Source organism: Streptomyces sp. KR80 (assembly GCF_052245555.1).
Taxonomy (GTDB): domain Bacteria; phylum Actinomycetota; class Actinomycetes; order Streptomycetales; family Streptomycetaceae; genus Streptomyces.
Genome location: NZ_JBQQCD010000001.1, coordinates 25,395 through 38,768, shown reverse-complemented (window position 1 = coordinate 38,768; position 13,374 = coordinate 25,395). Strand labels below are relative to the sequence as shown.

The 13,374-nt window shown below is 71.3% G+C and carries 8 protein-coding genes and 2 pseudogenes; 5 read left to right on the top strand and 5 right to left on the bottom strand.

The window, feature by feature from the left end; translation table 11 throughout:
* Window positions 1–208: 208 nt before the first annotated feature.
* Window positions 209–2,782, top strand: a pseudogene (gene pulA, locus ACTWQI_RS00190) (pullulanase-type alpha-1,6-glucosidase); the annotation flags it as partial.
* Between the two features lie 330 nt (window positions 2,783–3,112).
* On the opposite strand, the gene ACTWQI_RS00185 reads toward pulA, so the two are convergent.
* A complete protein-coding gene (locus ACTWQI_RS00185) occupies window positions 3,113–3,694 on the bottom strand; it encodes an HD domain-containing protein (protein ID WP_443266186.1) in 582 nt (193 codons plus the stop codon).
* A gap of 13 nt (window positions 3,695–3,707) precedes the next feature.
* Window positions 3,708–4,822: pseudogene (locus ACTWQI_RS00180) on the bottom strand (helix-turn-helix domain-containing protein).
* A 143-nt stretch (window positions 4,823–4,965) separates the two neighbouring features.
* Between ACTWQI_RS00180 and ACTWQI_RS00175 the strand changes: the two are divergent.
* The 3 genes from ACTWQI_RS00175 to ACTWQI_RS00165 all read left to right on the top strand — a co-directional run bounded on the left by ACTWQI_RS00175 (window position 4,966) and on the right by ACTWQI_RS00165 (window position 6,379).
* On the top strand, window positions 4,966–5,334 hold the full coding sequence (locus tag ACTWQI_RS00175) for a DUF6415 family natural product biosynthesis protein (RefSeq protein ID WP_443266184.1): 369 nt from the start codon (window positions 4,966–4,968) through the stop codon (window positions 5,332–5,334).
* Between the two features lie 284 nt (window positions 5,335–5,618).
* Window positions 5,619–6,113 (top strand): glycine-rich domain-containing protein, encoded by a 495-nt coding sequence (locus ACTWQI_RS00170; RefSeq protein ID WP_443266183.1) that lies wholly within the window; start codon window positions 5,619–5,621, stop codon window positions 6,111–6,113.
* A 26-nt stretch (window positions 6,114–6,139) separates the two neighbouring features.
* Window positions 6,140–6,379, top strand: coding sequence for a hypothetical protein (locus tag ACTWQI_RS00165; protein ID WP_443266181.1), 240 nt, complete (start codon window positions 6,140–6,142; stop codon window positions 6,377–6,379).
* A 121-nt stretch (window positions 6,380–6,500) separates the two neighbouring features.
* On the opposite strand, the gene ACTWQI_RS00160 is transcribed toward ACTWQI_RS00165, so the two are convergent.
* From ACTWQI_RS00160 to ACTWQI_RS00150, 3 genes are all read right to left on the bottom strand, one after another.
* Window positions 6,501–7,229: a TetR/AcrR family transcriptional regulator gene (locus tag ACTWQI_RS00160; RefSeq protein ID WP_443266179.1), complete on the bottom strand. Its 729-nt coding sequence runs from the start codon at window positions 7,227–7,229 to the stop codon at window positions 6,501–6,503.
* Window positions 7,230–7,303: 74 nt separating this feature from the next.
* Complete coding sequence (locus ACTWQI_RS00155; RefSeq protein ID WP_443266177.1) at window positions 7,304–9,289, bottom strand: hypothetical protein; 1,986 nt, start codon at window positions 9,287–9,289, stop codon at window positions 7,304–7,306.
* Between the two features lie 71 nt (window positions 9,290–9,360).
* Window positions 9,361–12,498: an alpha-N-acetylglucosaminidase gene (locus tag ACTWQI_RS00150; protein ID WP_443267122.1), complete on the bottom strand. Its 3,138-nt coding sequence runs from the start codon at window positions 12,496–12,498 to the stop codon at window positions 9,361–9,363.
* A gap of 248 nt (window positions 12,499–12,746) precedes the next feature.
* Here ACTWQI_RS00150 and ACTWQI_RS00145 point away from each other — a divergent pair, with 248 nt between their 5' ends.
* The gene (locus ACTWQI_RS00145; protein WP_443266175.1) at window positions 12,747–13,241 is read left to right on the top strand and encodes a hypothetical protein; all 495 of its coding nucleotides are present in this window, start codon (window positions 12,747–12,749) and stop codon (window positions 13,239–13,241) included.
* The last annotated feature ends 133 nt before the right edge of the window (window positions 13,242–13,374 follow it).

Genomic DNA, 13,374 nt, shown 5'->3' with positions numbered 1-13,374 from the left:
GAAGACCGGCGCGAAGCGCCGGTGCATAGGTAGTGGCCAACCCATGCCACGTACCCGTCCAAAGGAGATGCCGACTGTGAATGGTTCTTCCCTGCGCAGTGCGGCCGCCACCGCGGCAGCGCTCTGCGTGGCGCTCGCGCCCCTGCTTCCGCCCGCCGCGGAGGCGAACGGGGCGCCCTCGCCTGCGTACGCCGTCCGGGACGACCTCGACCTCACCAAAGCCGAGGCGCAGTGGATCGACCGGGACACCGTGGTCTGGAAGGTGCAGGCCACGGACGCCACCCGTCAGCAGCTCGGCTACGCCCCAGAGGGCGGCGTCACCGTCGAGGGCGGTGCGCTGTCGGGCGAGGGCCACCGGTTGCGCCTGAGCCCGTCGTCGCTCACGGATGCGCAGAAGGCCAAGTACCCGCACCTGAAGGACTATCCGGCCTTCACCGTGGACCCGCGCGACCGGGACAGGATCCGTACGGCGCTCAGGGGCCAGCTCACTGCCACGCAGCGGGCGGCCTCCGGAGAGCTGCTCGCGGCGACGGGCGTGCAGATCGCAGGCGTGCTCGACGACCTGTACGCGGGCGAAGCCGCCCATGCGAAGCTCGGCCCGGTGTTCCGCAACGGCCGACCCACCCTGTCGGTCTGGGCGCCCACCGCGCGGAGAGTGTCGCTCGACCTGGACGGCAGGACGGTGCCGATGCGGCGGGACGGGGCGAGCGGCGTGTGGAGCGTCGCGGGCGCCGCGAGCTGGCGGGGTAAGCCGTACCGCTACGCCGTGACCGTCTGGGCACCGTCCGTCCAGAAGCTCGTCACCAACAAGGTCACCGACCCGTACTCCACAGCCCTCACGGCTGACTCCCGGCGCAGCCTGGTCGTCGATCTCGCGGACCCGAAGCTCGCCCCCAAGGGCTGGTCGACGCTGAAGAAGCCGTTGGCCGTGGCACTGCGCGATGCACAGATCCAGGAGCTGCACATCCGCGACTTCTCGATCGCGGACCATGCATCGAAGCACCCGGGGGAGTACCTGGCCTTCACCGACCGCGGCTCGGCCGGGATGACGCATCTGCGGAAGCTGGCCGAGGCCGGCACCTCGTACGTCCATCTGCTGCCGGCGTTCGACATCGGCACCATTCCGGAGCGGAAGGCCGACCAGGCACAGCCCGATTGCGACCTGGGTTCGTATGCCCCCGACTCCGAGAAGCAGCAGGAGTGCATCGGCAAGGCCGCGGCCTCGGACGCGTACAACTGGGGCTACGACCCGCTGCACTACACCGTGCCGGAGGGGTCGTACGCGAGTGATCCGGACGGCCCGGGCCGGACCGTCGAGTTCCGTCGGATGGTCCAGGGGCTCAACGAGTCCGGGCTGCGCACCGTCATGGACGTCGTCTACAACCACACGGTGGCCGGCGGCCAGCACGAGAAGTCCGTGCTGGACCGGATCGTGCCCGGCTACTACCAGCGGTTGCTTGCGGACGGCACCGTCGCCACCTCCACCTGCTGCGCCAACACCGCACCCGAGAACGCCATGATGGGCAAGCTCGTCGTCGACTCCGTCGTCACCTGGGCGAAGGAGTACAAGGTCGACGGCTTCCGCTTCGACCTCATGGGCCACCATCCGAAGGCCAACATCCTCGCCGTCCGCAGGGCGCTCGACGCCCTGACCGTCGAGAGGGACGGGATCGACGGCAAGAAGATCATCCTCTACGGCGAGGGCTGGAACTTCGGCGAGATCGCGAACGACGCCCGCTTCGTCCAGGCCACGCAGAAGAACATGGCGGGCACCGGCATCGCCACCTTCTCCGACCGCGCCCGTGACGCGGTGCGGGGCGGCGGGCCGTTCGACGAGGATCCCCGCATCCAGGGTTTCGCGTCGGGCCTCTTCACCACCCCTAACGGCTCTCCGGCCAACGGCAGTACGGCAGAACAGAGGTCACGTCTCCTCCACTACCAGGACCTGATCAAGGTGGGGCTGACGGGCAACCTCGCCGACTACTCCTTTACGGACAGCGGTGGCAAGCACGTCAAGGGCTCGGAGGTCGACTACAACGGCGCCCCGGCCGGTTACGCCGCTGCACCCGGCGATGCCCTCGCCTACGCCGACGCCCACGACAACGAGACGCTCTATGACGCCCTGGCCTTCAAGCTCCCGAAGGGCACTTCGGCCGCCGACCGGGCCAGGATGCAGGTCCTGGCGATGGCCACGGCCGCCCTCTCCCAGGGCCCGGCGCTCTCCCAGTCAGGGACGGACCTGCTGCGCTCGAAGTCGCTGGACCGCAACTCCTACGACAGCGGCGACTGGTTCAACGCCATCCACTGGACGTGTGCCCCGGCCGGCAACGGGTTCGGCCGCGGGCTGCCTCCGGCGGCGGACAACAAGCCCAAGTGGCCGTACGCCAAGCCACTCCTGGCCGAACCCGCCCTGCGCCCCGGTTGCCCGGAGATCACGGGTTCCTCGGCGGCGTACCGGGACCTGCTGAGGATCCGCACCAGTGAGCGCGAGTTCAGCCTGGCCACCACAGCGGAGGTCCAATCCGCCCTCTCCTTCCCCCTGTCGGGCAAGGACGAGACCCCGGGCGTCATCACCATGAAGCTCGGCAGGCTGGTCGTCGTCTTCAACGCCACGCCCGACCGGCAGAAGCAGACGGTTGCTTCACTGGCGGGTACGGCCTACGCCCTGCACGGCCGTCAAGCGAACGGCTCGGACCCGGTGGTGAAGACCTCGTCCTACGACCCCAACTCGGGCACTTTCACGGTCCCACCCCGCACGGTGGCGGTCTTCGAGCGGCACTGAAGCCCCCGGCCCTCGCCGCATGTGGGCGGCGAGGGCCCGGGTGCACCGAGTTCAGCCCACCGCAGCCGCCATGCCCTGGCTTCGTCCAGCATGCGTCGCACACCCCGGAGGAATTCATCCTCACCGCCCGCGAGTTCCGCGACCTGCTCGCGGTGACCGGTGTCATTCCACCTCGCAAACCCGGTCACTGGCCCATCTCCTTTTCCGTTCCGTCACGTACTGGTCGTAGAGCGTGTCCACAGCCGTCTGCTGCCCCCTCCCCGTCGTCCGGACGGGGAGCGCGTCCCTTCCACGGATAGCGCTCACGTGGCGGGCCGTTCGTATCTGGGGTCAGTGCTGCTTCTCCTCCATGGCAGCGCGTAGCCAGTCCATCGAGCCCTGGCTCAGCAGCTCGTCCGCGAGGCGGTTCGCCGTCTTGGTGACGAGTCGGCCGCGGCTGTTGTCGATCCACCGCTGCGCGTTCTCGTAGCCCTGCGCCTTGTACTCAATCCCTTGCAGCAGGCACTCGAGCTTGTCCGCGTCCCGCGCGCAGATGGCCTCGGGCGACTCCTTCGCCTCGTACTCGGCAACCAGCTCGCGCACCGTCGCGGCCAGCACCTCGGGCATGCCCGCCGTCTGGTCGGCGGTCACCTCGCGTGGGTCGGCTGACGGAGCGTACTTCTTCGCCAGGTGGTTCACGTCTCCGGTGCGGGTCTCCTGGCTGTCGTGCCACACCGCCAGGAACGCGGCTCGCGCCGGGTCGGCGCCCTCGAGCTTGGCGATGACCGAGGCGATCAGCGACGTGCGCCAGGCGTGCTCGGCGACGCTTTCCGGATCCCGCACTCCTGCCATCCACCAGCCGGTGCGACGGGCCTGCTTGAGCGTGCCCGCCTCGTACAAGAAGTGCGCCACCGCGGACAGATCGTCTGTCACCGTCCGTCTCCTCTCACGCCTCGGCGAGGCGGACGCGTACCGGATGCCCTCGAGTTCGCGGCGCCCGCGCGCCGACGACTCTCGGCTATCCAACATCACCGGCAGCCGGTCCCGCAGGGTACTGGCCGTGTCACTGGACCGCAGAAGGGCCGGCCGGACGGTGAGCAGCGCCCACAGCGTGTGAATGTTCAAGTCCACGTAGTCGTGGTGCGGTGCCAGGCCCCGTACCAAGTGACGCAGCAACTTGTCACCTTGCCACGGGCCCGGGTGGCGGGATGCGATGAAGTCGTCGGACAGCTCGAGGTGGTGAGCCTCGCCGATCCAGTACGCCCAATAGTTGAGGTTCGCGGCCTCGCCCGCGTCGTCGTCGGCGAGCGTGGTCGCGATGAAGTGTCCCATCCGTTCTCGGTCACCCTGTCGGGCCGCGACGGCGGCAACGGAGCGGGCATTGAGCCATCGGGTGAGCCAGTCGTCTGGACGCCCGGTGCCCTGCTGGTTCGCGAGCCAGTCGGAGGTGTCCGTCTGGTCGTCGTAGCCGGACAGGTACAGGGCCTGACGTCGGAGGAGGAACTGGTCCGGTCTGCAGGCCTGTTCCGCGGTACGGCGCATCTGCGTAAAGAATCGGTGCCGGTCGGAGGCTGGTAGCTCCGGGGCTGGGGGGACGGGTCCGCGCCGTGGTCGGGGCGGTGCGGGCAGGGAGCGGACGGGCTCGGGTGGCACGCCGTTGAGGGGCCAGGCGAGCAGTTCGACGAGGTCCCGCTGCATCACCCATGCCCCGAGCGGGCTGTCCTCCAGCGGCGCGTCCTCATCCAGCACGCTGGACAGGAGTACGTCGGCCTCCATCGCCCGCTCGAGAGCTGCCAGGAGCACGGGAGCGGTGCCCATCTGCAGGAGCCGGTGCCGGTGGACGAGCATCTGCCCGACCGGTACGGCAGTGAGCGGGCGCCGACCGGACTCCCATCCGGCGACGGTGTCAGCGGACACCTGGAAGCGCTCGGCTAAGGCTTCCTGAGTGAGGCCGTGCTGCTCCCGGATGAGGCGGAAGACGTAGCCGGAGACAACCCCGCCACGGGGCCGTGAGGAGGTTCCCTGACCGCCGGTCAGGGTGGACCGCGGTTTGGTCGACATTGCTCCCCCAGTGGCCCCGGATCGCGGTCGGCCACCCGTACCCGCGGTCACTACAAGCGCTGATCGCCGCTTCTTAACGTCGTAACCGTAGTGATGACCCGGCAACTCAGCGTAATAGGAAGGGTGCCTCCTTGAATGCCCCAATGCCTAAGACCAAGGGCACACGTAACCAGGGTGACGAGATCGACGTTGCCCGCATCGGGCTGACTATTGACCAGGCTCTGGCCGAGCGCCGCGTGCTTCCCCCGTATGAAGAGCTCTCCGACCTGGAGCAACGGCTGCGCGGACACATCCAGCTCCTCCTGCCGGTCGTACAGGAACACACCAGAGGCATGGACCGGGGCAGCGCGATGTGGTACCAGCGCCAGACCACCCTGGACAGCGTCCGCCACTTGCTTGACGGCGGAATGGGCGAAGGCCTGATGTCCGCCACGGTCCACGTGCACGAGCTCGGGCGCACCTGCCGCTTCCTGCTCGACTACTACCAAACCTCATGCGCGGCGCGCTCGTAGCCACCACGACGATGGACGCGCACACCGTCCGTATCGGCGACATGGTGACCGTCGCGGGAGACGTCCAGCGTGTGCGAGACATGCGCACCGTGTCAGGCGGCGGGGAGCGTTTTGACCTTCGCAGACGGCAGCGCAACCCTCCGCCAGGCGGTCGCCCTGACCGCCCACCGTCCGCGCAGCGCGACGGACAACGAAGCCCCCGCCCCGGTCGATCGGAGCCCTGGACAGGTCGAGTGACCGGGGCGGGTCAGGTAGCACCAGCCACCTACACCAAGGAGTACACCATGAGCATCCCAGGACCCGACCCGGACCCGATCCCTAGCGCCCGCGCGTTACTCGCCGAGCAGCAGTTCACAAGCGCCCGCAGCACGGTCATGGACGCCAACCCGGGCATGCCCGAGGACATGGCCGGCCGCATCGTCGAGGAAGGCATCAAGTTCGTCGTCGCCTGTGCCCGCTTCCCCGGCGTTGGCCTGGCCCCGTCGCGCATCGTCGACGAGGGATGGCACGCCCTGCTCCTCCACTCGGAGCTGTACGCCGACCTGTGCGCCCGCTTCGGTGAGTTCGTGCACCACTACCCCGGCTGGGACCCCACGCACTACGACCCGCCGATCCTCGAGCGCACACGGACCATGATCGGCGAGTGCGGGTACACGCCAGACGAGGAGCTATGGGGCCACCCCACTGAGGGCATGCTCGTGTCTGTGGCCGCGAACTGCCAGCACGCCCCCGAGTGCACCATCCAGCCCATGCCCGAGCCACGAGACCCCCGCGGCTGACAACCGCCCGCGCGTACGCTGAGGCCATGACCCGAGATCAGGCAAGGCACGTCGAGCGATTGCTGCAACTCTGCGGCAAGCCAGGCGTAGCAGCTGCGGTAGACCCGGCTGACCCGGACGGGGAATGGCGCATCTACGACCGGGTCGAGGAGCCCCGCAGGGACATCACCGACGCGTCCCGGAAGGCCCTGTACGCCGGAGCCCAGTCGTTCCCGAGCCCGTCTTCTTCCGGGGCGGTTCGCGGGTTCATCGTCCCCGGCTCCTAACATCCACCTACCGGCCCCGGTCGTCTGCTTCCCCGTGAGGGATGGCCGGGGCCCTCGCGCGATCCGCTCCTGCGTGTCCTCAGCGCACGCGACGCTCGGGATGCCGGCGCTGTCGCGTGCTTCAGGCGGAGGAGTCCAGAGAATCCTGCGGGGCGAGGGCGATCAGGCGGGTCACCAGGTCGCCGAGGGTGCCGTCCACCGACTCCTGGGCGACGATCCGCCGTACCAGCTCCGCACACTCCTCGTCATACGCCGCGCTCACCGACAGCAGTGCCATGAAGTCGTGGACCAGCTGCAACTCCAGCTCCGCCCGCGGGATGCAGCGCCCGTCGAGCCACGACAGGGCCGTCGTCTCACACACGCCGATCCAGGAGCGCACCATCAGGGCGACCCGTGGGCCCGGGGCGGTGACGCCGAGGTGGGCGAGCATGTGGTTGTACGCGGCCTGCCGGACCTCGTCGATCATCGCGGTCGCGCGCTCCGAGCCGACGGACATACTGCCGGACATGCCGCCGCGCAGGAGCGCTTCGAAACCGGGGCCGTGGTCGGCGACGAAGTCGAAGAAGCGGCCCATGACCCGCAGCAGCCGTACGCCGAGCGGGCCTTCCTGCGGTTCGACGAAGCGGCGCGTCAACTCGTCGGCCGCGCGGCGCACCACCTCGTCGTACAGACTGTCCTTGCCCGGGAAGTAGTGGTAGACGAGCGGCCGCGATATCCCTGCGGCGGTGGCGATGTCGTCGATGGACACCTCCGCGGGGGACCGTTGGCTGAACAGTTCCTGCGCCACCGCGATCAGCTGCTCGCGCCGTTCCTCCACGCCCATTCTGCGCCGGCGCACACCAGTCGTCATGCGCACACCTTAACTGCCACGCCGGGGGGACCGGCAGGCACCGGTGCTCAGGGATGCCCCGTGGCAGCGCCCGGTCAGCGCAGGGCCGTGAGCCTGCCTCCGTCGGCGAGACGAGCCGCCAACTCGGCCCGGGTGCCCGCCGAGGCGGTCAGGGCGAGCAGGCTGCCGCGTGCTCGGCCCTTCACCCCGCCCGAGGCCGAGATCGAGGTCACCTGGTGGCTGCCAGCGGCCACCACGTACCACTGCCCGGTGCGCGACTTCCAAAGCACGCCCGCCAGCACGTGCGGTGCGCGAGGGCCGCAGGCCGTCGTGTCCTCGGCGCGCGCGGCGACCGCACCCGGGTGGTTCGCCTTCGCGGCCGGTGGATGGAACTGCGCCATGACGCGGGTGCCCTTGCCCCGCCAGGTCTCCGCGCGTGTGCACACCCAGGCTGCCCTCCCGGCGCCCCCGGGCAACGGCTGCTCCGCGAACTGCCAGGCGTTCACCGCTCGTACGCCCATCGAGCGCACCGTCGGGAGGTGGCAGGCCGTACGCGACCAGCTCGTCCGTGCCGCGCTGTCGGTCACATCGCGCGCCGGCTCGGCGGGACTGCCGTACGTCAGCCGGGCCGGGGTCAGTTCGCCGAGGTCCGTCAGCAGCAGCGGGGTCTCGGCGCTCCCGGCCGCCCGAGCCGTCCGCAGCTCCAGCGCGAACCACGACGAGCAGACCGTCGCGGTCGCCGGGCTGGGCATCGGGTCGGTCACTCCGTCCCCGGTGCGGCGCAGCCGGTGCCCGGCGGCCGTGGGGCGCAGCAGATCGCGCAGCGTCGCGCCGGACACCCAGGGAGCCGTCAGATAGCGGACGTTGCCGTCCGTGCGCCCCACGACGAGAGCGGTCGCCGATGCGGCGTCCGCGCCGTCCGTCCGCGCGAAGTCCAGTGCCGCGCCGCCGTGGCGCTCGCCGTCCTTCGCCTCCGCGTAGCGCACCACCCGCAGTCCGTCGTACAGCAGCACCACGGCGGCCCGGTCCACCTCGCCCGCGTACAGCAACTGGGCGGGGCCGGGCGGCGGACCCGACGCGGTCCCCGGGGTCGCCGACACCTGCACCGCCCGGCCGGGCCGCGCCCAGACGGCGAGCGCACGGCGCAACAGGGGCCGGTCGTCGGTGCGATTGCCGCGCGCCGGCCAGGCGGAGAAGTCCATCCGGCCCGCGGTCCGCCAGGCGGCGTGCTCCGCCCGGGTCAGCTCGGCGGGGTCCAGGGCCTTCTCGGAAACCGGGTTGCGGGCATACGGCGGCGCGGCGGCGCCGTCCCTGCCCCAGCCTCCGCCAGGAAGCCCGAGCAGAGCGCCGCAGACGATCACCGCCGCCGTCACGACCAGGACCGCTCGCTGATGCTGTCGGCGGCGCAGCAGGTCGGTCGGCCGGGCCTGGAGCGAGCAGGGATCGAACTCCGGTGATTCCAGGAGCAGTTCGTCTCGGCTGCCGCCCGGCACGGCCACCCGATCCGCCTCGGTCAGCGCGGCCCGGGCGTCCCGGACCCCGGCGGCCTCCAGCAGCCGGCGCACCTCCCGGCTGGAGAGACGCTCCAGACCGCGCAGGACGTAGGCCGCCCGGGCGGCGGGGGACAGCGCCGACAGCGACTGGTCGAGGGCGAGCTCGTCGGCCCCGCCCGAGCGGGGGAACAGCCGGAGCCCCCACACCTGGGGGAACAGCGGGGGCAGCTGCGCGCGCCGCGGCAACTCCCAGCGCCGCCGCGGCCGCCCGACCGCCAACGCGGCCCGCAGCACACGGAGGCGTACGTACACATAGCCCGCGCCGGAGGCGCTCTCCTCCCCGCGCGGCGCGGGCAGCGCGGCATCCGTGGTGCCGTCGGCGCCGCCGCGGGGGAGCGCGCGCTGGGCGAGGGCGTGCGCGGTGAGCACCCTGCGGCTGCGTCCCAGGCTGGGCGGCAGCACGAGGTAGGCGATCCGCACGAGTCGCGGGTAGTGCTCGACGAGTGCGGCCTCGGCCTGCTCGAGCCCGACGGGCTCGACCCCGGCCGGGAACGTGTGGTGAGCGGCAGTCGCTTCCCGAGGAGTCACATTCAGCAGAACGAGCGAATCGTCCGATGGTCACCTGGCCGGCGGCGCGGCAGGGGGCCGACCGGCCCACCTCAGCTCAGCCGCCACCCGCTGAACTCGACCGTTCCCCGCGCCCCGCCGCCCCCGTTCGCGGCAGTCATGAAGATCCCCACGTCCTGGTGTGCATCGGCTCCCGGCACGGTCACGGTGGCGACCGTGCGCCAGCTCGTGCCGTCCACCGAGAACTCCCCGGTGTACGCGCCCGAGTCGGCGGCGCGCGACAGGCGCAGCAGCACCGGGGCCGTCGGTCCCGTGACCCGGCGGTACGCGTCGAGCGTGCCGTCGCCGTTGGTGTCGTACGACAGGACCACGCCGTTGGCCGGGGTCACCGCCAGGTTCACAAAGCCCGGGGAGCCCGCGGTCGCCAGGCGGTTGCGGACGATGATCCCGGCCCGCGCCCACGGCCCGGTCGCCTCCTGCGCGTCGACCCGTACGGTCGCGGCCCCGCCCATGGTGAGGCCGCCCTCGCGGTACGCCGCGCCGAACTCCGCCGTCCCCTTCCACAGGTCCGCGCCCGCCCCGTCGATGCCGATCCGGTCCGCCAGCTGTCCGAAGACCGCGGCGTTGTTGGTGACCGTCCGCCAGCCCGCCTCCAGCGGGTGCGCGACGAAGAGCGTGCCGGGCCGGGTGACGCGTACCCGGGCCTCGCCCTGCGGGCCGTACTCGGTGGCCAGTTCGTACGGCAGCGGCGTGAGAGGCCGGTCCAGGGGGCCGCCGGGAGCGGTCACCCGCCAGCGGACCGTGCCGCTGCCGCCCGCCGCCACCCGGGGCAGGGAGGTCGGCCCCTCGGGCGCGGCGTCGAGCCCGGACAGAGTGAAGTCGACGCGACCGGTCGCCGAAAGGCCATTGACATTGCGGAAGAGCGCGGTGACCTGCGCCCTGCCGCCCGGTGGCAGGGTGGACGGCTCGGCCGTGACCGCCACGCTTCCCTGGTACGGGGCCTTGGCCAGCACCTCGTGCACGCGTCTCGCGGTGCGATGGGCATCGGTGACCGGCCGCTGCGGATACTCCTTCCGCTCCCGCGTCCACGGTTCCTCGATCGCGTACCAGTCGAAGGCCCGCGGTGCACGGTCCTCGGCGAGGGCGTCCTCCAACTCGTCCAGGTAGGCCTGCCACTGCGGCAGATGGAAGTCGCCGATGAGGCCGTGCCAGTCGCGGTTGGCGTAGTTGGCGAGCCGTCCGCCGTCGGCCGTGACGCGGTCCGCCCAGGTGGTGACGAGCGTGCGGGCGGTCCGCTCCAGCCCGGCCGACTCCTCCTCACCGGCCGCCATCCGCCGGGCGTCGGCCAGCCACGGGCCGAGCAGGAACAGCCGGTGCGCGCCGGTCATGTCCTCGCTCAGGCGCATGAGCTTCAGCCACAGCCGGGACAGTGCGCGGAAGGTGTCCTGGTCCTTGCGCTGGTACGCGCTGCGCAGCTGGGGCAGCAGCTGCCAGGAGCGGTTGGCCAGCGCCTGCCGGGCGGCATCGGTGAGGTCGTAGCGGTAGGCGTCGGAGCCCCGAAGCTCCTCCCGTACGCCGAGCAGGGCGGCGAACGCGGTGTCGAAGCCGGCGGAGTCGAAGGCGGGGGTGTGGGTGGCGTAGTACGTGCCGGAGGCGGCGGTCAGGCTCGGCCGGGCGGCGAAGATGCTGTCGTGCGGGCGGCCGTCGCGGCTGCTGATCTCGTATGCGGTGGTGCGCAGCGCCGCGAAGGCCGCGCGTGCCTGCCGGTCGCGCCCGCCGTAGCGGAGCTCCGCGTAGTCCTCGAACCACGCCGCGCGCTCGACCGGTTCGCGGCGCCAGGCCAGCTCGCTGAAGAGTTCCAGCGCCGCCGGGTCGCGCTCGGCGGCCTCGGGCATGTAGGCCGTGCCCACGAGCTTGCTGCCCGGTTTGTCGCGCCAGGTGGTGAAGCGCTCCGCCCACATGTGCGTCTTGGCGCCGACCGTCGTCCGGCCACCGAAGTTGGGGATGGTGCCGAAGGCGTACGGCGTGTCACCCCAGTCCTTCTCCCGGTCGGTGACCCGCTCCAGGTCCGAGAGGCCGTCCACGACCAGCATCCGGTCCTTGTCCAGGGCGTCGAGGAGATCGCGGCGCGGATTCTCCTGCCAGCCGAGGATCACCCAGGTCGCCCCGGGACGGGCGGACTGCAGGGCCTTCTCGACGGCCCGCGCCGCCTCGGCCACGGGTACGTCCCCGGCGTCGCCGCCCTCGTGCAGCAGATCCATCTTGAAGTGGTCGACGGGGCCGAAGAGATCGTGCTGGTGCCGGTAGAAGGCGGCGGCCACCCGCGGGAAGGCCGTCGTGCGCGGGTCGAGCCAGTCCGGGCGTTTCAGGCCCGCCCAGGTGCCCTGTGGGACGGTACGCGCACCGGGGTTGCGCTGCTCGAAGCCGTCCGGGACGGTGCCGAAGTAGCCGGGGAGCACGGGCGCCATGCCCAGCTCGCGCATCCGGTCGCAGATCCGTCGGCCCAGCTCGGTGCGCTTGGCGAGGAGATCCGGGCTGACCGGGCCGCCGTACCCGCTCATGTTCTGCAGCAGCCACCACGGCTGGTGGGAGGGCGCCGGAAGCCACGCCCTGGCCTCCTCGTCCGGATAGCCGAAGTCCTGGAGCAGACGGTGGTAGACGGCCTCCTGCCCGGGGGTGACGAGGACCTGGTTGAAGCCGTGCAGCGCCATGACGTCGATCAGCCGTTCCCAGCGCGGCCAGTCGGCGTACGGTCCGGTGTAGCCGTCGTGCGTGTCGTTGAGTGCGAAGCGGATGGGGACCGTCGCGGAGCGCTCCAGGGGACGGGACGGCGCAGGCAGCCGACGGGGGAGGGCCAGCTGGCTGCCGGCCCAGGAGATATGTGCCCCGCACACGTACTTCAGGTACCAGTGGACACCCGTGAGCAGGACCGCCGGGCTGGTGGCCGATACCTCGATACGGCCGGTCGAACCGGAGACGCGGAAGCGCTCGCCGCTGTTGCCGCCGTCACGGCTGGGGGCTGCTTTGTCATCGGCGAGGGTGCCGAGCAGGAACTGGTCGGCGTGGCCGGGCAGCAGCCGCCTCAGCGCCGAGCGTGCCGGGGAGTCGTCCTCCGACGTGCCGGAGCGGGTGCCGTCGCCGGTGCCCGCGGCCACGGAGGCGGCACTGCTGCCGAGGGCCGCGGCGGCCCCGAGCGCTCCGGCGGTCCCCAGCAGTGTTCTTCGTGCCATGGTGCGGCGCCCGAGCTTCTCGGGGCGGTGCGTTTCGGTCACATGCGCTCCCACGGTGTGGTGGTGCGACGTCAGGAGTGTCCGGGGTGCACGTTAATGAGCCGGGTTGGGGGGAGCAATGGGGCGCGATTGAGACATGCGCGGGTGAACCCCGTATCGGGTAGTGCCGACGTATGCCGGCTGCCGTCCGGACCGTGCCCGCGATCCCGATTCGGAGCACCGTCCAGAAGCCATCCAGAAGGAGCAACATGCGTACAGCGAGCCGGGCCGTTCTCACGTCCACAGCGCTGGCGGGCGCCCTCCTCCTCGCGTCCGGGTGCTCCGGTGGCGAGGAGGAGACGGAGCAGAAGGTGCCGAAGGCCGCGACCGGCACCGTGGAGCAGCTGGCCGCGAAGGTGAAGTGCAAGCCGGAGATGCAGATCGACGCCGAGGAGCTGCGGCAGGGCATCTGCGAGATGAAGGACGGGAAGATCGTCCTGGCGACCTTCACCACCAACCAGGGCCAGCAGAACTGGCTGAGCGAGGCGCAGAACTACGGCGGCTCGTATCTGGTGGGACCGAAGTGGGTGGCCGTGGGAGAGATCAAGGTCCTCGGGTCGCTGCGCGGCCGGCTCGGTGGGCAGGTGGAGAAGTCCAATGCGCACGGGGGCGCGCACGGCGGCCACGGGGGCGGGGGCTCGCATGGCGGCGGGGGCGCGCACGAGGACGCCGAAGGCTCGCACGGAGGGGCAGGCTCCCACTGAGGCGGGAGTTCCCGCTCAGGCGGAGATTCCCACTGAGGCGGAGATTCCCGCCAAAGCACCGTGACCGGTGACGCCGGGACCCACTCCGGCGGCACCGGTCACGGTGACCAGGGAACGGCGGTCGGGCAAGCTG